16 protein-coding genes are annotated in these 20759 nt (G+C 68.6%); 13 read left to right on the top strand and 3 right to left on the bottom strand.

Annotation, left to right across the window (positions count from 1 at the left end; genetic code table 11):
- Nucleotides 1-213: 213 nt before the first annotated feature.
- The 3 genes from cpaB (at nt 214) to DB31_RS25525 (ending at nt 2825) form a co-directional block, all read left to right on the top strand.
- Entirely contained in the window at nt 214-1029 is an 816-nt protein-coding gene (gene cpaB / locus DB31_RS25535) for a Flp pilus assembly protein CpaB (protein ID WP_044192250.1), read from the top strand.
- Nucleotides 1030-1076: 47 nt separating this feature from the next.
- The gene (locus DB31_RS25530) at nt 1077-1922 is read left to right on the top strand and encodes a type II secretion system F family protein (protein ID WP_044192248.1); all 846 of its coding nucleotides are present in this window, start codon (nt 1077-1079) and stop codon (nt 1920-1922) included.
- 69 nt (nt 1923-1991) lie between these two features.
- The gene (locus tag DB31_RS25525; RefSeq protein ID WP_420806724.1) at nt 1992-2825 is read left to right on the top strand and encodes a type II secretion system F family protein; all 834 of its coding nucleotides are present in this window, start codon (nt 1992-1994) and stop codon (nt 2823-2825) included.
- Here the strand turns inward: DB31_RS25525 and DB31_RS50705 are convergent.
- On the bottom strand, nt 2822-2962 hold the full coding sequence (locus DB31_RS50705; protein ID WP_157232163.1) for a hypothetical protein: 141 nt from the start codon (nt 2960-2962) through the stop codon (nt 2822-2824). The genes DB31_RS25525 and DB31_RS50705 overlap by 4 nt on opposite strands.
- Here DB31_RS50705 and DB31_RS50025 point away from each other — a divergent pair.
- From DB31_RS50025 to DB31_RS25485, 8 genes are all read left to right on the top strand, one after another.
- Nucleotides 2897-4525, top strand: coding sequence for an FHA domain-containing protein (locus DB31_RS50025; protein ID WP_338034314.1), 1629 nt, complete (start codon nt 2897-2899; stop codon nt 4523-4525). The genes DB31_RS50705 and DB31_RS50025 overlap by 66 nt on opposite strands.
- Before the next feature lie 32 nt (nt 4526-4557).
- Complete coding sequence (locus DB31_RS25515) at nt 4558-6309, top strand: FHA domain-containing protein (protein WP_044192243.1); 1752 nt, start codon at nt 4558-4560, stop codon at nt 6307-6309.
- A complete protein-coding gene (gene xseA / locus DB31_RS25510) occupies nt 6306-8057 on the top strand; it encodes an exodeoxyribonuclease VII large subunit (RefSeq protein WP_044192242.1) in 1752 nt (583 codons plus the stop codon). Before DB31_RS25515 ends, xseA begins: the two co-directional genes overlap by 4 nt.
- 83 nt (nt 8058-8140) lie before the next feature.
- Nucleotides 8141-8464 (top strand): exodeoxyribonuclease VII small subunit, encoded by a 324-nt coding sequence (xseB, locus tag DB31_RS25505; protein ID WP_420806722.1) that lies wholly within the window; start codon nt 8141-8143, stop codon nt 8462-8464.
- Nucleotides 8465-8487: 23 nt separating this feature from the next.
- Nucleotides 8488-8883 carry a response regulator gene (locus DB31_RS25500; RefSeq protein ID WP_044192238.1) on the top strand — a complete coding sequence of 132 codons (396 nt, stop codon included), beginning with the start codon at nt 8488-8490 and terminating at the stop codon, nt 8881-8883.
- Between the two features lie 5 nt (nt 8884-8888).
- Nucleotides 8889-9782, top strand: a complete 894-nt coding sequence (locus tag DB31_RS25495) for a polyprenyl synthetase family protein (protein WP_052420228.1) — start codon at nt 8889-8891, stop codon at nt 9780-9782.
- Nucleotides 9779-11527 carry a 1-deoxy-D-xylulose-5-phosphate synthase gene (locus DB31_RS25490; protein ID WP_044192237.1) on the top strand — a complete coding sequence of 583 codons (1749 nt, stop codon included), beginning with the start codon at nt 9779-9781 and terminating at the stop codon, nt 11525-11527. Before DB31_RS25495 ends, DB31_RS25490 begins: the two co-directional genes overlap by 4 nt.
- On the top strand, nt 11524-12270 hold the full coding sequence (locus DB31_RS25485) for a TlyA family RNA methyltransferase (RefSeq protein ID WP_044192235.1): 747 nt from the start codon (nt 11524-11526) through the stop codon (nt 12268-12270). The genes DB31_RS25490 and DB31_RS25485 overlap by 4 nt, the downstream gene beginning before the upstream one ends.
- Here the strand turns inward: DB31_RS25485 and DB31_RS25480 are convergent.
- Nucleotides 12260-13861, bottom strand: a complete 1602-nt coding sequence (locus DB31_RS25480; RefSeq protein ID WP_044192233.1) for a hypothetical protein — start codon at nt 13859-13861, stop codon at nt 12260-12262. The genes DB31_RS25485 and DB31_RS25480 overlap by 11 nt on opposite strands.
- A gap of 34 nt (nt 13862-13895) precedes the next feature.
- Entirely contained in the window at nt 13896-16151 is a 2256-nt protein-coding gene (locus tag DB31_RS25475) for an OmpA family protein (protein WP_044192230.1), read from the bottom strand.
- A gap of 185 nt (nt 16152-16336) precedes the next feature.
- On the opposite strand from DB31_RS25475, the gene DB31_RS25470 reads away from it, so the two are divergent.
- Together DB31_RS25470 and DB31_RS25465 are read left to right on the top strand one after the other, a co-directional pair.
- Nucleotides 16337-18841: an ATP-binding protein gene (locus DB31_RS25470; RefSeq protein ID WP_044192228.1), complete on the top strand. Its 2505-nt coding sequence runs from the start codon at nt 16337-16339 to the stop codon at nt 18839-18841.
- 43 nt (nt 18842-18884) lie between these two features.
- On the top strand, nt 18885-20756 hold the full coding sequence (locus DB31_RS25465) for a tetratricopeptide repeat protein (RefSeq protein ID WP_044192565.1): 1872 nt from the start codon (nt 18885-18887) through the stop codon (nt 20754-20756).
- Nucleotides 20757-20759: the final 3 nt, after the last annotated feature.

Here is a 20759-nt window from a genome sequence, read left to right as displayed (position 1 = left end):
GGTAGGGTGTCGCCGCCGATCCCCAGGAGATCCCTCAGGATGTCCCGAGATTACAGGCTTGTCTCGGGTGGTCGCTTTGACACCCGGTGCGTCAAGCGGATAACATCACACCTCGTTTTGTACCTGCGGACACACTCGTGTTCCGTTCCCGCGACAAGTTTTCAAGCTGAACCCACCTGGCGTTCCCTTATTCCCCTTGGGAGGTCTTGAGCAATGTTGAAGGGTAAGACTCCACTCATCGTCGCACTGGTTCTCGGTCTGCTGGCCGGTGTCGTCGCGTACTCCGCGATCAAGAAGAAGGAAGCGGACGTACGCCGGGGCTGGAACCTGGTGCCGGTGGTGGTGGCGTCCCAGGACATTCCTGAAGGCACCGTCGTCAACTTCGACATGATCTCCCAGCGCTCCGTGCCGGAGCAGTTCGTCACCTCGTCCGTGGTGAAGCCGGACTCGGCCTCCTACGTGGTGAACCAGAAGGTGCTGGTGCCGCTGCAGGCCGGTGACCCGCTGCTCTGGAGCCAGTTCGAGACGACGAAGGCCGCCGAGCGCCTCTCCACCAAGGTCCAGAAGAAGGGCCGCGCCATCACCATCGAGGCCAAGGCCACCACGGCGGTGGGCGGCTGGATTCGCCCGAACGACCACGTGGACCTCATCGGCACCTTCCGCGATCCGCAGACGGACGAGAACGTCGCCGTGACGCTGCTCCAGAACGTCATCGTTCTGGCTACCGGTAAGATCACCGGTACCACCAACGTGAACCTCATCCCGGAGAACCAGCGCGACTACTCCAACATCTCGCTGCTCGTCATCCCGGAGGAGGCGGAGATCCTGGTGCTGGCGCAAGAGCTCGGCAACCTCACCCTGTCGCTCCGCAACGAGGACGACGTGGACATCATCGAGGAGCGCGGCCGCGCCACCATCAGCACGCTGCTCTCCGGTGAGCGCACCCGCGTGCTCGAGAAGAAGCGCCAGGAGATCATCCAGATCATCAAGGGCAGCGGCGCCGAGAAGAGCGCCGCGGCTGGCCAGTAGCCGTCCTCTCGCCGTCCTGAGTTCAGCCCCCCAGGGAGCGAAGTCGAATGCTGCCAGGAATCGTCCTACTCCTCGTCACCGGCTCGGTTTTCTTCTTCAGCTTGGTGATCTTCACCGTGCTCGCGAAGGCCTACGAGCAATATCAGGAGCGCTACGTCGCCAAGTCGATGAACGACTTGTCCGACATGTTCCTGTTCATCGACCCGCGGCAGATGTTGGTGCTCAACATCGCGTCGATGTGCCTTCTGGGCATCCTCAGCTACATCATCTTCAATCCCATCCTCTGCGTGGGAATGACGATCTTCGGCTTCTTCCTGCCGATGCTGCTGGTGAAGTACTACCGCAAGCGCCGCATCAAGAAGTTCAACATCCAGCTGGTGGACGCCCTGCAGGCCATGGCCAACGCGTTCAAGGCGGGCCTCACGTTCCCGCAGGCCATCGAGCACGTGTCCAAGGAGGCCCTGCCGCCGCTGTCGCAGGAGTTCGGCCTCTTCGTGAAGGAAGTGAAGCTGGGCGTTCCGCTGGAGGAGGCGCTCATCAACATGGCCAAGCGCGTGGGCAGTGACGACCTGGAGCTGGTCGTCGTGTCCACCAACATCGCGCGCCAGCTGGGCGGCAACATGGCGGAGATGTTCGAGACGATCTCCACCGTGATCCGCGAGCGCTTCCGCCTCGAGGGCAAGATCGACGCGCTTACCTCCCAGGGCAAGCTGCAGGGGTGGATCGTGGCGTCCATGCCCGCAGTGCTCGGCATGGTGCTCAACTCCATGCGCCCCGACCTGATGGAGCCGATGATGAATCACCTGTTCGGCTACATCCTCGTCACGGTGATCGCCGTCATGGAAGTGCTGGGCATTCTGATCATCCGGCGTATCGTCAACATCGATATCTGAGGAACCACCGTGCAAGAGGTCATCACTTCACTGCTGCTGGGTGGATCGGCGTTGTTCGCCGCCGCGGCCATGGCCTTCTTTGGCATCGGCATCTACAACAACGTCTTCGAGCGCTTCGTCTCGGAGGTCGCCGAGGAGTCCGCGGGCGGTATGCGCGGCATTGGCTCGGTGGCCATCCGCAAGATGGGCGCGCTCAACCGCCAGTACATCATGTGGCCTGGGTACGAGGCCAAGATGCGCAAGAGCCTCATCAAGGCCGGTGATCCGTCGGGCTACAAGCCCGAGGACATCATGGCCCTGCAGGAGGTGGGTGCGTTCTTCGGGCTCATCGGCGGCCTCATCCTGGCCAACGGCCTGGGGCTGAACCTGGCCTGGTCGTTGGTCATGGCCCTGTTCGGCATGTTCTACCCGCAGATCTGGGTGAGCGATCAGGTGAAGAAGCGCCACCTGCTCATCTCCCGCGCGCTGCCCTACAACCTGGACCTGCTCACGCTGTCGGTGGAGGCGGGTCTGGACTTCACGGGCGCGCTCGCCAAGGTGGTGGAGAAGGGCAAGGCCGGTCCGCTCAAGGAGGAGCTGGCCCTGGTGCTCAAGCAGCTGAAGATGGGCAAGACGCGTGAAGAGGCCCTCAAGGCCATGATCGTCCGCGTGGATCTGCCGCCGCTCACCACCTTCGTCACCGCGCTCATCCAGGCGGACAAGATGGGTACGAGCCTCGGTAAGGTGCTCCGGATTCAGTCCACGCAGATGCGCATCGACCGCACCCAGCGCGCCGAGAAGCTCGCCGGCGAGGCTCCGGTGAAGATGCTCTTCCCGCTGATCGCCTGCATCTTCCCCACGGTGTTCATGGTGCTGTTCGGGCCCATCGTGTTCCAGTTCATGTTCGGCAACGTCGGAGGCTAGCTCTGGGGTTCAGGCTGGCCATCTCGAAGGGGATCCAGGAAGGACGCGAGATCACCTTCGAGGATGATGAGATCCAGATCGGCCGCGCCTCGGAGAACGATGTGGTGCTGCACGATCAAGGCGTGTCCCGCCGCCATGCGCGCATCCTCTCGCGTGGCGGCAGGCACTACGTCATCGATCTGGGCAGCGCCAAGGGCACCTCCGTCAACGGCAAGCCGCTCGCTCGCGACAAGGAGCACGAGCTGCGCAGCGGCGATCGGCTCGCCGTCGGGCCGATCGAGTTCCTTTTCACTGCCCTGAATCCCACGGAGAAGGAGCGCCCAGCAGTTCCGGCTCCGCCGCTGGGCAAGCGCGGCCGCTCGAGTACCCTCATCACCCGGGCGGAGACTCAGCAGGAGATGCAGGCCATCGAGTCGGAGGACACCGGCCGGTTTCGCACGCTCCCGGAGATGTCCGTGCTGGCTCCGCTGCCCAAGGGCGCCGCCTCGAGCGCTTTCTCCGACTTCGAGATGGCCACGGTCCTCAACAAGCCGGGGCCGGAGTCCCAGGCGCCTTCGGAAGCGACCGCCATCAACGCTCCCCGGGCGCTCCATGCGCCAGCGACGATCGCCGAGATGCCGATCCCCACGGTGATCCGCATGCCCGCGCAGCTCGCGAAGGCCGCTGCCGCGCCCCTGGACGCGACGGGAGACACGGACGTCTCCACGGTCAACATGAAGGCCTCCCCGAAGGCCACGGCTCCATCCGCCGCCGAGCGCGCCCGGCTCCGCCGCCAGCAGATGACCTCCCTCCAGGGCCAGCTCCTGGTGAAGTGGCGGGAGCTGCCTCCGAGGCTCCGCGCCGTCGCGGGCGTGGTGACGGGACTGTTCATCCTGATGGTGGTGCTGGGGCTGCTCAGCTCGACCCGGTCGGTGAAGGGGCCCGCGAGGCCCTCGGGACCCGAGCCCACCGAGCTGGGGGCTTCGCCTGTCTCGGACTCCTTCGGCCTGGGCGATGGCGTCACCTGGAAGCAGCCGGACGCGAAGGGCTTCGAGTTCCAGTTCGCTTCACCTACCCGGGCGCTGGCTGTCCTACACTACCAGGCGCGGGACATCTCCCAGTCGCGCGAGGTGAGCATCAGCCTCAACGGCGTGGACCTGGGCTGGGTGCCCACTGACAGCCAGGAGTCGGAGGAGCGCGAGCTGCAGCTGCTGCTCCCGCTGGCGATGCTGCGCCGCGGGGAAACCAATCGGGTCACCTTCGACAACGTGCTCAACCCTCCCGCCGAGGACCGGTGGCGGGTGTGGAACGTGTACGTGGAGGTCATCCCCGTACCGGAGCTGCCCCAGGCGCAGCTGATGGCCAATGCGAACAAGGAAGCGGCCACGGCCCGCCGCTTCTACGAGCAGAAGGATGTAGGTTCCGAGAACCTCTACAAGTCGTGGAAGCTGTTCCGCTCCTCCTGGATCACCCTGGAGGCCATGGAGCGTAAGCCTGAGGACCTGTACGAGGACGTGCGGTACATGCTTGCTCGCACAGCAGGGGAGATGGATCAGACGTGCCGGAAGTTGATGCTCGATTTCCAACGCAGCATTCAATACCGGGACGGGGATAAGGCCCTAGCGACCGTGCAAGAGGTTATCCGGCGCTTCCCTACGACTGAACATCGCTGCCACAATCTGGCAATAGAGAAGGCGACCGAGTACGAGCTTCCGCTATAATTCGTGCTCTCTAAGAGAAGTGGTGAATTCCCATGGCGAACTCTCCTCCGGCACGACGCCGTCCCACCTCTGCTGGTTCGGGTGGACCTCCCTCGGGCTCGGGCTCGTCCCGGCCCGTGCGCAAGACCGGGACCACTGCTCCAGCGGTCCGCTCGGCACCGCTGCCCTACAACGGTCCCAAGCTGGTCGTCACCGCGGGGCCCAAGGAGGGTGAGGAGTTCCAGCTCGAGGACGACGAGTACGTCATCGGGCGCTCCACGGACAACCCGATCTGCATCCAGGACACCTCTGTCTCGCGCAAGCACATCTCGCTGCGCCGCGTGGGCAATGGCTGGACGGTGAGCGATCTGGGCTCGGGCAACGGCACGCTCGTCAATGGTGAGCAGATCACCGACGAGACGGTGCTGGCCAACGGCGACATCATCACCATGGGCGACACCGAGGTGACGTACACCGACGTGTCCAACGCCACGATGATGGTGGACATCACCGCGAGCGCCGCCTCGGCTCGTTCTCGTGCGCCCTCTCCCGGGGGTGGTGGCGCGCCGGTGCGGCCCGGCCGGCCCGAGCGCGTGCGGCCTGGGCGCGCGGCGAAGAAGGAAGTCGATCCGGCGACGCTGAAGAAGCGGAAGATGATGATGATCGGCGGCGGCGTGATGGCGGTCGTACTGATCGCGGGGCTCGTGGTGATTCAGTCTGGCAAGGAGAAGGAGCGCCAGCGGCTCATCGCCGAGCAGCAGTTGAACGCCGAGCAGCGCAAAGCGCTGGCCATCATGTTCCAGGATGCCAAGAACCACATCCGCGAGGGCCGCTACACCGAGGCCAAGTCGAAGCTGCTGGAACTGCAGGCACTGGCGGCGGACTACCCGGGCCTGTCGGACTACCTGCAGCAGGTGGACAAGGAGATCCCCAACCAGGAGCACCTCAAGGCGGCCCAGGCGGCGCTGGCGGAGAAGAAGCTGGCCCTGGCCAAGTCCGAGGTGGACAAGATCACCGCCGAGACGACGATGTTCGAGCAGGTGAACGCGCTCAAGCGCGGCCTGCAGGACGCCGCCGACGCTCAGTCCAAGGTGGCCCGGACGCTGCTGGACAACAAGCAACTGGATCAGGCCAAGGCCATCTCCGACGACGTGCTCGCCATCTACCCGGAGAGCCGCGACGGCAAGCTCATCAACGAGGAGGCCGTGCGCCTCATCCGCATCCGTGACACGCCGGTGGCGCCGCCTCCGCCGCCTCCCACCGCGCCGCCCTGGGAGCAGGCCTCCGCGCGCTTCGTGGACGGCGATCTGTCGGGCGCCGTGGCGCTGGCCAATGCGTGCGTCTCCAAGCCCAAGTGCAAGGAGATGCTCAAGGACATGACGGAGTTCGGCAACCTCTACAAGAAGATGGAGGACCTGGACGCCAAGGGGCTGGCCCGGCTGCTCGCGCTGGACAAGGAAATCTCCGGTTCGCGCGGCCCCAGCAAGATGGCCAGGAACGCCGGCACTCGCGCGGCGAACATCTTCTACAAGAGCGCCTCGGCGGCCCGCGCCGCTGGCCAGTGGGCTCGCGCGGTGGAGTACGCCAAGCGCACCATCCAGGCGGACCCCGGCCACGCCGGCGCCAGCAACATCCTCACCGAGCTGCGCCAGAAGGCGAAGGATCTCTACCTCCAGGCGTACGCCCTCAAGGACGCCAACCCGGAGGACGCCGCCCCGAAGTTCCGGGAGGTGATCGCCATGACGCCGGCGGATGACGAGACCCACCAGAAGGCGCAGACCTGGCTCGACAAGATCCAGCGATGAAGAAGCGCCGCAAGGCGGGTGAGGAGATCCCCGCTGCCACTGTGCAGGGGGATCTCTTTGGCGCCGCCGAGGCGCCCAAGCCTCCGGCTGCCGTGGCTCCGCCCAAGCCGCCCCCGGCCCCGGAGAAGGCTCCCCTGGGGGTTTCTCAGGTGGAGCGGCCCGTGGCTATGGAGCGGCCCGCCCCCGTGCAGGAGGTGTCGGTGCCGCTGGCGTCACTGCCTGGCGCTCCGATCCGGCCCTCGCGCACGGTGATGTCCGTGGGCGAGCTCACGCGGCAGCTCAAAGAGACCATCGAGGCGCGCTACCCGCGCGTGCTCGTCCGAGGTGAGGTGTCCGGCTTCCGGGGCGCCAACGCCCGAGGCCACCTGTACTTTACCCTGAAGGATGCGGACGCCTGCATCGACGCGAAGGTGTGGGCCTCGCAGGCGGGGCGGCTGCGCTTTGCCCTGCGGGATGGCCTGGAGGTGGTGGCCGAGGGCAGCGTGGACGTCTACGCGCCCCAGGGTCGCTACAGCCTCATCATCAGCAAGCTGGAGCCGGTGGGGGAGGGCGCTCGCGCGCTCGCCTTCGAGCAGCTCAAGGAGCGGCTGGCCGCCGAGGGGCTGATTGGAGACCGGCGCATCCGCCCGCTGCGCCCGCTGCCGTTCCTGCCCCGGCGCATCGGCGTGGTGACGAGCCGCACCGGCGCGGCGCTCCAGGACTTCCTGCGCGTGCTGCACTCGCGCAACCCCCGGCTGAGCGTGCTGCTGGCCGACGCGCGCGTGCAGGGCGATGGCGCGGCGCTGGAGGTGGCCAACGCCCTCGAGCGCCTGAGCCACACGGACGTGGACGTCATCGTCGTGACGCGCGGCGGTGGCTCGGTGGAGGACCTCTGGACCTTCAACGAGGAGCTCGTCGCGCGGGCGATTCACGCCTCGCCCGTGCCGGTGGTGTCGGCCATTGGCCACGAGATCGACTTCACCATCGCGGACTTCGTGGCGGACTGGCGCGCGGCCACGCCCAGCGCGGCGGCGGAGCGGCTCTCGCCGGTGCTGAGCGACCTGGAGCTGACGCTGGCCACCCATGGCTCGCGGCTGCGCCAGGCGGTGATGCGGCGGCAGTCGGAGCTGCGCGAGCGGCTGGGCAGCCTGGCCGGGCGGCTGGTGGATCCCCGGCGGCGCATGGGGCAGGAGCGGCTGTTCCTCTCCGAACAGCTCGAGCTGATGATGCGGTCCCTCCGGCCCGCCCAGCGCGAGCGCCGCGAGAAGCTGCGAGGGCTGCAGGAGCGGCTCCAGCGGGCACGGCCCCAGGCCCGGCTCGGGGAGCAGCGCGCGAACCTGCTGAAGCTGGCGGCGCGGCTCCAGGAAGCGGCCCGCGCGAGCATCACCACCCGGCGGGCGGAGCTGGCCAGAGGGGAGCTCGGGTTGCAGCGGGCCTCTCCGGCGGCCCGGGTGGCGGCCGAGCGGGCCCAGCTGGCCGAGAAGAAGTCCCGGCTGGAGGCCCTGCAGCGGCAGGCCCTCTCGGAGGCCCAGCAGCGGTTCCAGCGCCTGGCTGTCCGCCTGGATGCGATGAGTCCGCTGAAGGTCATGGGCCGTGGGTACGCTGTAACCTTCCGCAAGCGCGATGGGGCGGTGGTGCGCACCGTGGGAGATGTGCAGCCGGGCGAGTTGCTCGGCATCAGGCTCGCCAGTGCCGGGGCAAAGACGTTAGAGGGCTGTGAGGAGATCGAGGCCACGGTGACCGCCATCAAGGGTCCGGTCGACTGCTGACGCACTGGCAGTCCGCGCTGGCTCCCGGAAAGGGCGTCCTTTAGAGTCGCCCGCCCCCTCTTCACGGGGTGGAGGTGTTGGACGTGTCGAAGGCAGCCAAGGCAGGGGAGCCAGCGCCCGAGCAGTACGGGGACGTGGTAGCGCGCCTGGAGGAGATGGTGGCGAAGCTGGAGGGCGGCTCGCTGTCGCTCGAGGAGTCGCTCAAGGCGTTCGAGGAGGGCATCCGTCTGGTCCGCAAGGGCGAGAAGCTCCTCAACGAGGCCGAGCAGCGCATCGAGCAGCTCCTGGTGGACGAGGAGGGCCGGGACACCGTGGCCCCGTTGTCGGTGGGGAACCGGCCCGCGCCCGCGGCTGCCCCCAAGGCCACGGCGAACAAGCCTCCTCCAGAAGACGATGTTCCATTCTGACGGTCGCGGCGTGGGGGTCAGCCATGGAAAAGCCCAGAATCATCATCGTCGATGACGATCGCGATACGCGGGAGCTGCTCGCCCTGGCCCTGGAGACCGAGGGCTTCGAGGTGTCGAGCGCGGCCAATGGCCTGCGGCTGATCTCCTCGCTGGAGCTGCACCGCCCGCACCTCATCCTCCTGGACGTGAACATGTCCTGGATCGACGGCTTCGAGCTGTGCAAGGCCGTGAAGAAGAACCCCCACTTCCGGGACATCCCCGTCGTGTTCGTCAGCGGGCGCGGAGAGCCGGAGGACCGGCGCAAGGGGCTGGAGGCGGGGGCAGCGGACTACTTCGTCAAGCCGCTGGATCTCAACCAGCTGCTGGCGCGTATACGTGAGCTGGTCCCGGTTCCGGCCCCGGTGCCGGAGGAGCACTGAAGCCCGTGAGTACCTTCGACCTGAAAGACTTCCTCAGTGTGCAGCAGACGCGGGTGGAGAGCTTGTTGCTCTCGCGCGCCAACCGGCTGGAGTCCACGGGCACGCCGCCGCGCCTGGCCGAGGCCATGCGCTACTCGCTGCTGGCCGGCGGCAAGCGCCTGCGCCCCATCCTCTGCCTGGTGTTCTCGGACTCCGTGCGCAAGCAGAGCGGCTCGCTGTCTCCCGCCGATGACGCCGCGTGCGCGCTCGAGTACATCCACACCTATTCGCTGATCCATGACGACCTGCCCGCCATGGACAATGACGACTACCGCCGAGGGCGGCCCACCTCGCACAAGGTGTTCGGCGAGGCCATGGCCATCCTCGCGGGCGATGCGCTGCTCACGGAGGCTTTCAACGTGCTGGCCTCGGGACCGGAGCCGGTGCGGGGCGCGCTCTGCCGCGAGCTGGCCGTGGCCGCTGGCTCCGCAGGCATGGTGGGCGGGCAGGTGCTGGACATCGCCGAGGATCGGCCCGCGCAGATCGACTACCTGTCGCGCATGCACAGCCTGAAGACGGGCGCGCTGATTCGTGCCGCGTGCCGCATGGGCGTGCTGGCCGCGGGCGGGAATGCGGACGCGCTCCAGCGGGCGGACACCTACGGCGACTCCATCGGGCTGGCGTTCCAGATCGCCGACGACATCCTGGATGTGATCAGCACCCCCGAGAAGATGGGCAAGCCCGTGCATGCGGACGCCGCGGCGGGCCGGCACACGTACCCGGCCGTGATCGGCCTGGAGGCCTCGTGGATGCTGGCCGAGCGCAAGGTGGCCGACGCCGTGGCCGCCGTGGAGCCGCTGGAGGGTGCGGGAGGCCCGTTGTCGGTGATCGCGCGTTACGTGCTGGAGCGGAACTCGTGACACCACTCCTCCCGGGCATCCAAGGGCCCGTGGACGTGAGGGCCCTGCCCGAGGCGGAGCTGCCGCGCCTGTGCGAGGAGCTGCGCGACGACATCATCAACATCTGCGGGCGGGTGGGCGGCCACCTGGGCGCCTCGCTCGGAGCGGTGGAGCTGGTGGTGGCGCTGCACCGGGTGTTCCACTCGCCCCAGGACGCGATCCTCTTCGACGTGGGCCACCAGGCGTACGCGCACAAGCTGCTTACCGGGCGGCGCGATCGCATGAACTCGCTGCGGCAGGCGGGGGGCATTGCTCCGTTCCTGGATCCCCGCGAGAGCCCGCATGATCCGCTCGCGGCAGGGCATGCGTGCACGGCGGTGTCGGCAGGGCTGGGGATGCTCGAGGGCTGGCGCCTGCAGGGGCGCAAGAGCCACGTGGTGGCGGTGGTGGGGGATGGGGCGCTCACGGGCGGGCTGACCTTCGAGGGCCTCAACAACGCGGGCGGCTCGCCGCTGCCGCTGGTGGTGGTGCTCAACGACAACCAGATGTCCATCTCCGCCAACGTGGGCGCCATTCCCGCGCTGCTGCGGACCCGCGAGGCTCGAGGCTTCTTCGAGGGTTTGGGCTTCACGTACCTGGGCCCGGTGGATGGGCATGCGCTGGAGCCACTGATTGCGGCGTTGCGGGAGGCCCGCGCCTCGTCTCGGCCGGTGGTGGTGCACGCGCTGACGCAGAAGGGCCGGGGCTTTCCGCCCGCTGAGGCGGACACGCAGACGCGCGGCCACGCCATGGGCCCATACGAGTGGCGTGATGGAAAGCTGGTGCGCTCGCGCGGAGGCCAGCGCACTTTCAGCGAGGCTTTCGCCGCAGCGCTCGAGGATGCGATGGCGCGGGATGAGCGCGTGGTGGCCGTCACTCCGGCCATGCTGGAGGGCTCCGCGCTGGTGGACCTGAAGCTCCGCTACCCGGACCGTGTCTACGACGTGGGCATCGCCGAGCAGCACGCTGTCACCTTCTGCGCGGGACTGGCGGCCGTAGGCCTGCGGCCCGTCTGTGCCATCTACTCCACGTTCCTCCAGCGCGCGTACGATCAGGTCATCCACGACGTGTGCCTGCCTGGGCTGTCCGTCGTCTTCGCGGTGGATCGGGCGGGGCTGGTGGGCGCGGACGGGGCCACGCACCAGGGCACGTATGACGTCTCTTCGCTCCGTGCGTTGCCGGGGCTGTCGATCATGGCGCCGGTGGTGGGTGAGGACATGGCTCCCATGCTGGCCACGGCGCTGGAGGCCCAGGGGGCCACAGTTATCCGCTTCCCGCGAGGCACCCTGCCTGCCGTGCCGTCCGAGCTGAGCCCCGGGGAGGCTCCGATTCAGGGTGCGCGCTGGCTGCTGAGAGCGGAGGCGCCGCGCCTCACGCTGGTGACGCTGGGGCCGCTGGGGCTGGCTGCGCTGGCGGCGGCGCGAGCAGAGCCTGGGTGGAGCGTGCTGGATGCGCGGTCCGTGAGCCCGCTGGATGCTCCGGCGCTGCTGGAGGCTGCGGCCTGCGGAAACGTGGTGGTGGCGGAGGAAGGGACGACGCGGGGAGGGCTGGGGAGCGCGGTGCTGGAGCTGTACGCGGTGCACAGGCGCTCGCCGCGCGTGCGGCTGATGGGGATGCCGGACACCTTCGTTCCGCATGGAGATGCACGGGTGCAGCGCGCGGAGCTGGGGCTGGACGCCGAGGGCCTGCGGCGCGTGGGGCGTGAGCTGCTGGAGGCGGGGCGGTGAAGTCGCGCAAGGAGCGTGTTGACATCCTGGTGGTGGAGCGAGGGCTGGCCGAATCCCGCGCCAAGGCGCAGGCGCTCATTCTCGCGGGCCAGGTGGTGGTGGACGATCAGCGGGTGGACAAGCCTGGTGCCCAGGTGTCCGTGGACGCGGAACTGCGGCTCAAGGGCGAGGTCCTCCCGTACGTCTCTCGCGGAGGGCTCAAGCTCAAGGCGGCCATGGATCGCTTCGGGCTGGACGTGCGCGGCCGGGTGGGCGCGGACATCGGTGCGAGCACGGGCGGCTTCACGGACTGTCTCCTGCAACATGGGGCGGTCCGCGTGCACGCCATCGACGTGGGCTACGGCCAGCTCCACGAGAAGCTGAGGACGGACCCGCGGGTGCGCTCACGCGAGCGGGTGAACGCGCGCTACCTGACGGACGAGGATCTGCCGGAGAAGGTGGGCGTCGCCGTCATCGACGTGAGCTTCATCTCGCTCACCCAGGTGCTGCCCGCGGTGCTGCCGTTCCTGGAGCCCGGCGGGCTGCTGGTGGCCCTGGTGAAGCCTCAGTTCGAGGTGGGGCGGGAGCGGATCGGCAAGGGCGGCGTGGTGCGAGACGCCGCCGCTCGCCAGGAGGCCATCGACACGGTGTTGGCCTTCGCCCGCGAGCAGGGGCTCACGGTGCGTGGGGTGATGGACTCACCGGTGCCTGGGCCTGCCGGCAACGTGGAAGCGCTCCTCGTCGCCGACAAGCCTACGGCGTGACGGGCCGCACCTGGCGGTACTCGCCCAGGGAAAGTGGCCGCACGAGGCTGCCGCCCGCCCGCATCCAGAGCGTGCCCGCGTCATCCATCGCCACCGAGAGGCTGCCCGCGTTGATCTGGTAGCGGTAGAGCTCGCCCTTGGTGGGATCATCCGTGGCGATGATCTCCAGGGGCTGCGGCGCGGGCAGGTTCTGCTGCGGAGGCGGCCCGCTCAGGATGTAGAAGCTCTGCGGGTACGGCGGAGCGCCCGGCTGCACCTGGAGCACCACCAGCCCGCCCTCGGGGCTCAGCGCTCCGTCCAAGCCGCCCTTGTTCGTCACCGCGCCGGTGCCCGCGTCCAGGAACCACACCTGCTGGGACGCGACGGCCGCCACCCGGCTGCCCGCGGCGTAGGGCACCAGGGCCGCCAGAGGGGCGCTCAGCACGGGGGAGGTGGTCCACCGCTGAGAGTTGGGGGAGCAGTTGTTCGCATTCGTGAGGCACGCCAACACGGTGGTAATGCCCCCTATGCCCGTGGAGGCAACGAAGAGCAGGTCTCCATTCGGGCTGAAGACGGTCGGCGGAGCGGTGGAGGGAATGGGATTGTCGCTCGCCACTTGCAGGACCGTGGCGACACCCAGCGGCGCCCCGTTGGCATAGTCCAGCCTCGTGACGAGGATGTTGGCCCGCCCCGAGGGAGCATTGTTGGCCGTGATGGAAGCGACCATCACTTCATTGGAACTGGCCGCGGGAGCGTTGATGAGCAGGCCCTCGGGGGAACGGGACCACTTGACGGCGCCGTTCACGTGGCTGACGCGCGACACGCCCACGATGGCGCCACTCGAGCCCGCGTCATAGACGATGGCATCCCCGTCCGCCCCGACCACCAGCAGATCGATCGGAGCAAGCACCTGCCCAGTGATGTTCAGGTTCGCGTCGATCGCCATGGCGCCCGCGTCCGGCGTCCACACCCAGCGCTTGCCCGTGGCCGGGTGCTTCGGGGTGATGACCGTCGACTGGGTGCAGATGAACGGCATGTTGACCGACAGGGGCTCCTGCGTGGAGGTGTTGTTCTTCTCCACCTTGTAGAGCTTGGGGAAGCCGCCCACCGCGTTGCCGCACCCGATGAAGTAGATGAGTGGCAGGGTGCCCTCGGTGACGAAGTTGTCCGTCACCACTTGGCCGCCGGTGGGCGGGGGATCAATCACCTCGGCCGCCGGGAAGAAGGTGGCCGGCTGCGGCTGCGAGTCGTTCGAGCGCCCGTCTGCGCACGTCACGCGCGCCTTGAGCGACATTTGCACGGCGATGCCTCGGGTGTACTTCACCTCGTTGGCCGCCAGATCCACCGGCACGGTGCCCGGCCCGCTGTAGGGCACGGTCTTGAGCAGATCGTCCCGGTCGAGGATCTGCAAGGTCTGGATCGCGTCACAGCCCGTGGCGCCCACGTTGACCGTGATCTTCGGCCCGGCCACGTTCGGCTTGGGGACCGACAGGGTGGCCTGGGGCGGATCCTTCTGCGGAGGCTTGGTGGTGCCCCCTCCACAGGAGAGAGCCAGGAGCGACAGCGGGAGCAGCGCGGCACGCGACAGCGTCAGGCGGAGGAGTTCCTTCATGGCCCCCGACTCTACCGCGTGCTGGCCCCTCGGATCACCGCTCCAGGATGACGAACTCCACGCGCCGGTTCAGTTCCCTGCCACGGGGCGTGAGGTTGGGAGCGATGGGCCGCGTGTCTCCAAAGCCCTCGACCTCGATGCGCGCCGGATCGATGCCCGCCTTGATGAGGTGCGTCGCCACCGCCTGCGCCCGATCCTTCGAGAGCTGCAGGTTGAAGTCCGCCGGGCCCTGGTTGTCCGTGTGGCCCTCGATGCGCACGCGCTTGATGTCGTTGCGAACGATGGCGTCCACCACCTGCGCCAGCAGCGGGTAGCTGTCCGCCAGGATGACGGCCTTGCCCGTGCCGAAGTGCACCTGCTGGAGGATCTCGATCTTGTTCTCCTTCACCTCCACCAGCTTCTTCTTGGGCTCGGGCTCCAGCTCGAAGGCCAGGTCCAGGGTACCTCCTTCGGAGACTTGCACGTCCCGCGTCTGCGCCAGGTAGCCCGGAGACGTCACATTCACCGTGTAGCGGCCCGCTGGGACTTCGAGCTTCGAGGGACCGGTGGCGGACTCGGAGGTGGCGAACTCCTGGTTCTTCGGACCCTGCAGGCGCAGCGTCGCTGCCACCGGCTTCTTCTTCGAGGTGGTGGAGACATTGAAGAGGGCCGGACGCGCCATGGCCTCCATCGTCAGCTCCACTGTCGAGGTCTCCCCGGCGGTGAGCTTCATGTCGTGCTCGACGAGCCGGTAGCCGTCCTTCTGCGCGGCGATCCGCACAGGGCCCGCGGGCAGTGGGTGAGTGAGGAAGCGACCCGTCTCGGCCTCCGTGGCCACTGGGGGCAGCCCCGCGCCGGGCACCGTCACCAGCACGCCAGGGATGGGCTTGCGCGTGGCCGAGTCCAGGATCACGCCCGACACCTGTGCCGTCTGGGGAGCGGCCGAAGCGGCGCCCTCCACTTTGCGCTCGCGGATCGTCTCGATGATGCGCGTCGTGCTGCTCCCGAGCAGGTCCACGCTGTAGGCGGCGCCAAAGAAGAGGTTGAGAGGTGGGGTGGCCGGGACGCCCAGGCCCACCACGCGCGTGAGGCCAATCTCGGCGCCCACAGTGAAGGTGACGTCCCGAAGGGCGGTGATCTTCGCGCCCACGTTGAACGTCTTGTACGCGGCGCTGGCGGCGGACACGGTCTCCCCGTTCGGAGCCACGAGGCCCTCGCCCCCGACGCCCAGCGGGTAGGCCAGGTTGAACTCCAGGAACGGCGTCACCGCGGGCAGCGGCGCCTCGACCCCGAGTCCGAGCCCCAGACGGTTGAAGCGGTTGACGTTGAGCGCGAACTCCTCGGCGGCATTCAGGCGGGTGGTGGTCACCAGGTCGCCCGTCCCATCGAGGATGAGGCCCAGGTTGCCGTGCACCCGGAGGGGCAGCTTCGCGTTGATTTGCCGCAGGTCATAGGTGGCGAGCACCCGCGGCGCGAAGCCAAGCGCGTACCGGCTCACGTCCTGGTTGCCCACGCCCGAGAAGGACATGGCCCGGAGATCCACACCGGCCCAGAAGCCCTTGGCCCACTGGCGCGAGCCCCGGACGCCCAGCGTGATGTCCCCGAGTGCCTGAATCAGGTTGGGGGACGAGCGCGAGTTGGTGTTGGCCGAGACGCCATAAGCGGCGAAGACCTCGAGGAACTCCAGCGGTACATAGGAGAGCGCGAAGGTGCCCGCCGTGCGCGTATCCTCCGCGCTCTGCACGGGGAAGTTGGCGTTCTTGAAGTACTCGCCCGTGACGGAGAAGCGCAGCACGCCCTTGGCTCCGAGGTCCGCGCCCGCTACGCGCAGCAGGCCTACGCCGCCCACCGCACTGGAGGTGTGGCGCAGGTTCTTCGGATCCGTCCACGCGTTGTGCAGGGTGGAAGGAGTGCGCGGCTCGCTGCCCGGCTGAAAGCGCTCCTGTGTGGAGACGACGACAGGCTCCGGCTCGGCGGGTGCGGCGGGAGCGCTCTTGGACGCGGAGCTGGCCGGCGTGGGCTGCTGCTGGGTCGGAGCAGGAGAGGCGGCCGAGGTGGAAGAGGGCTGGGCCGGGGCAGGCGCGGGGGCCGTGGCAGGAGAAGCAGCGGACGGCTGCGTGGCTGGCTGCTTGTCACTGACAGCCGGAGCGGATTTTACTGGTGGCGCTGCAGGAGTGTTGGGTGTGGAAGTCGGTGGAAAGGTATTCCACTCTTCGGTGGCCTGAGCGTGGGCAGTGCTCGCGGCAAGGGTCGCCGTCAGGAGAGAGGCACGCAGGAGGGCGAGCGGCGGGAAGATTCGCGAGGGACGCACAGCGGCCGAGTATACGCTGCGCGCCTACCCTCTCAATTTTCCACGGCCAGGCGCAGCAAGAGGTCCGCTAGTCCATTGAATGGGTTCAACGGCATGATTCGGATCACCAACACGACGGCTCACGTCTGCCAGGGCATGAGTCCATTCACCTCCGGGGCTGCATCCCCGGTCTGTCGAGGATCACCTTGAGAGTCCCCGTATCGCCGGAGCAGCGCGGCCGTGTCCTGGTGATCGGAGCACGGACCGCCAGCGAGTCGCTGGCCTCGCGCCTCACGGACAATGGCTTCGAGTGTGCCGTCGCGGAGGACGTCGAGGGCGTCCCCCAGGCCACCAGCAGCTTACAGCCCGAGGTCATCCTGTTGGCCACCGCCGCCAAGCGCGTGGCGGAGACGCTCGAAGGCCTGCGCGGTATCGCCCACCTGCGCAACGTGCCGGTGGTGGCGGATGCCACGCGCGTGCGCTCGGCCGAAGCCCTGAAGAAGCTCGCCGTGGACGGCGTCATCCGCGGAGCCGAGGAGATGGTGCCTCGCCTGGAGGCCGCCCTTCGCGCGGGCCGCCTGCGTGAGACCGAGGAGCGCACCCGCCTGCGCATGGGCATGCTCCTGGAGATCACCGAGGCGGCCACCAGCTCGCTGGAGCTCGAGGCCATCCTCCGGATCGCCGTGGACAAGGTGGGCCGCGTCACCGGCTCGGACCGGTGCTCGGTGGTGCTGGTGGAGGGCGCGCACGCTCGCACTGGCACCGTGGTGGCCACGCAGGAGGATCCCTCGCTGGTCCATCTGGAGATCGAGATCGCCCGCTACCCCGAGCTGCGCCGCGCCCTGGAGACGCGCCAGCCGGTCCTCATCGAGCGCGCGGAGAATGATCCGCTGATGGCCGAGGTGCGGCCCAACATTGTCGCGGTGGGCGTGCACTCGGTGCTGGTGCAGCCGCTGGTGTGCCAGGACGAGCTGCTGGGCGCGCTCTTCCTGCGGCACTCGCGCGCGGGCACCACGTTCGGGCGCGATGAGCAGGCTTTCGCTCAGGCGGTGGCTGGCGTGCTGGCCAACTCCATCCGCAACGCGCGCCTGCACACGGCGGTGAAGCGCAAGCGCGAGGACCTGGAGCTCGCGTACGTGGAGCGCTACCGCGAGCTGTCGGACGCCAACCGACGTCTCAAGGAGCTCAACCGGCTCAAGGACGAGATCATCGCGGTGTGCAGTCATGACTTGCGCGCGCCGCTGCAGGTGCTGCTGGGCCATGGGCGGCTGCTGCTGGATGGCGCGCTGGCGGCGGACCAGAAGCAGTCCGTCGAGGCGATGATCCGCCAGGGCAAGAAGATCCTCGGCCTGGTCGAGTCGCTGCTGGAGAAGGGCAAGGGCGAGGCGGCCCGGTTGTCCATCGAGCCGCGCAAGCTGGACGTCTCCGTGCTGTGCAAGGAGAGCGTCACCGAGCTGAACATCCTCGCCGCGCAGCGCGGCATCACCCTGCGCTCGGAGACCTCCGAGAGCCTGATGCTCATCGGCGACGAGGTGAAGCTGCATGAGGTTCTGCAGAACCTCATCACCAACGCCATCCACCACGCGCGTGACAACGGCAATGTGGTGGTGCGTGCCGTGCGGTTGACGCGGCCGGATGGCGACGCGGTGAAGATCACCGTGCAGGACGACGGGCCGGGCATCCCTCCGGACGAGCTGCACCTCGTGTTTGACCGCTACCGCCACGGGCCGAAGGGCACCGGGCTGGGGCTGGCCATCTGCAAGGAGTTCGTGGAGCTGCACGGTGGCGAGATCTGGGCGGAGAGCCCGCCCGAAAGCGGCGGCGTCTTCGTGTTCACCCTGCCCATGGCCCAGGAGGCGCTGCGCAAGAGCCAGGCCCCTGTGGTGACCGAGCCGCAGCAGGCCCGCGTGCTGGTGGTGGAGGACGAGGCGGAGATCGCCGCGGTGCTCGCCGAGGTGCTGCGCTCGCGCTACCGCGTGGAGGTAGCCCGCGACGGCCAGGAGGGCGTGGCCAAGGCGCGCAACATGCGGCCGGACCTCGTGGTGATGGACGTGTTCCTGCCCAAGCTGGACGGCCTGGAGGCCACGGTGGCGCTCAAGTCCTCCACGGACACGGCGCACATCCCCGTCATCCTCCTGTCCGCGCACCAGGGCGTGGCCGAGAAGGTCCGCGCGCTCAACCTGGGCGCCGTGGACTACATGAGCAAGCCCTTCAATGCGATGGAGCTGCTCAATCGCACCGAGCGCGCTCTCAAGGCTCCGTCGGCCTCCTCTTCGGAGGGCGACCGGGCAGCCTCGGTGGCGTTGCGCGCCAGCGGCGATCCGGGCACCAACGTGTACGACAAGCGCGGCCTGCTGGTGAAGCTGGAGGTGGAGGTGTCCAAGAGCCGCCGCTACCACCGGCCCATGTGCGTGGCCGTGCTGCGGCCGGAGCGTCCGCTGCCCGACATGCCCAAGGGCTCGAACGATGTGCTGCGCAAGCAGCTGCGGACCCCGGATGCCGTGGCCCACATGGGCGCCGGCGTGTTCGCCATCATGCTCCCCGAGTGCGATGTGGCGGGTGCGCGCGCCGTCTTCCAGCGCCTGCTGCCGGACCTGCAGAACGTGACGGGCGTCGCCTACCAGCAGGCGGTCGCCGACGTGAGCCAGGACAGCGACCCGGTGGACCGCATCCTCGACAAGCTCGGGGCTCCCATCGGTATCCTGAGCTAGCAACCTGCGCCGCGGACGGACGCGCGCTAGAATGAACCCTGGCGTGCGCTCCCTCCGTGCCATCCGAGCTGTCCCGCTGCTCCTCCTCGTGGCCTTGCCAGTGGCCGCCGCGCCACCGAAGCGCCCAAAGGTGGACCGCGAGGCCATGCGCGAGGCCATCGACTCCAGCGGAGAGAGCGAAGACTTCGCCTCTCCCGCCAGCTACGCGCATTTCCTCGTCTCCCGGCGCTACCACCATGCCGGGAACCACCGTGCCGCCGTGGACGAGCTGCGGCTGGCGATCGCCACGGATGAGGGCAACCCGTACCTGCTCACCCAGCTCGGCGAGGAGTACGCCCGGCTGGGAGACCTCGCCAAGGCCGAGGCCGAGCTGCGCAAGGCCGTGGAGGCCTCGCCTCCGTACTACCCGGCGCACGTGATGATGGGGCGCGTGCTGCTGGAGGCCGGCAAGTACCCCCGCGCCAAGATGCATCTGCGCCGCGCGATCACCCTGAAGCCGCGCGAGCCCGAGGCGTACCTCGTCCTCGCCCAGCTCCACCTGGAGCAGCGGCAGTCGGACGACGCCGTGAAGGTCGTCGAGGAACTGGCCACGGCGCTTCCAGGCGAGGCCTCCGGCTACCGCCGCCTGGGGCTGGCCCTGGCCGAGCGTGGGGACAAGGCCCGGGCGCAGAAGCTGCTCGAACGCGCCGTGGAGCGGGACCCTGGAGACGTGGACGTGCGCGTGGCGCTGGCCCGGCTGTACGAGGCCGCGGGGCGTGCCGCCGATGCCGAGGAGTCCCTGGCGCAAGCGCTGGAGCACGATCCCGACAACCGTGAGGTGCTGCTGTCAGCGGGGCGCATTGCCCTCAAGCTGGGCTCCGCCACGCGGGCCCGCGCGTACTTCGACCGGCTCCTGTCGCTGACGGATGATCCCGAGCTGACGGTCCGGGTGGCCTTCGCGTTCCTGGCCTCGCGGGAGACGTCCGCCGCGGCCGAGGTGCTGGACATGGCTCGGAGGGCAGGGCGCTCCAATGAGCCCCGCATCTCCTATTACGCCGGGCTGGTGCACGAGCGCCGCCGCAACTTCGCCGCCGCCGCCACCGCCTATGCCGAGGTGCCCGAGTCCTCCGAGCTGTTCGAGGAGGTGCGCGTGCGCCTCGCCGCGTGCCTGTCCCGGTCCGGCCAGCACGCCAAGGCGCTCGCGCTCTACGAGGCCGCCTTGGCCGACAAGGCCGACGATGCGAGCCTTCGCGTGCAGTACGCCCGGGCGCTCGAGCGCAACGGGGCAAGAGAGCGGGCCGTGGCCACCCTCAAGGAAGCACTGGCGCGCACCCCCTCGTCCGATCTGTACGAGGCGCTGGCCGCCACCCTCCACCGCAGCGGCCGGGGAGTGGAGGGCCTGACGATTCTGCGCGAGGCCAGCTCTCGCCAGCCTCGGGACGAGACTCTCCTCTATACGCTGGGTGCCGCCTACGAGCAGCAGGGGGACTCGGACTCGGCGCTCGCGCAGATGCGCGCGGTGCTGGCCCTCAAGGGGGACCATGCCGCCGCCATGAACTTCGCGGGCTACCTGCTGGCTCAGCGGCGCAAGGACCTCCCCGAGGCCGAGCGCCTCGTGCTCCGCGCGCTGGAGCTGCGGCCGGATACCGGGGCCTTCCTGGACTCGCTCGGGTGGGTCTACTTCCAGCGAGGGGAGTACCAGCGTGCCGTAGAGGCCCTGGAGCGCGCCTCGCTGCTCGAACCCGACGAGCCCGTCATCCTGGAACACCTGGGAGATGCCTACCGGGAGGTCTCCCGCCCCGAGGACGCGGCCTCCGCCTGGCGCCGCGCCGTCGAGGTGCTGGTGGCGGACCCGGAGGCGGCCGATCCCCCCACCCAGCGCCTGCAGCTGGAGCGGAAGCTGAAGAAACTGTCCACGGAGCCTGCGGGCCGCTAAGTT

It is taken from the genome of Hyalangium minutum (assembly GCF_000737315.1).
GTDB lineage: Bacteria > Myxococcota > Myxococcia > Myxococcales > Myxococcaceae > Hyalangium > Hyalangium minutum.
The sequence above is the reverse complement of the archived record's forward strand: the minus strand, read 5'-3'. Positions and strand labels throughout refer to the sequence as shown.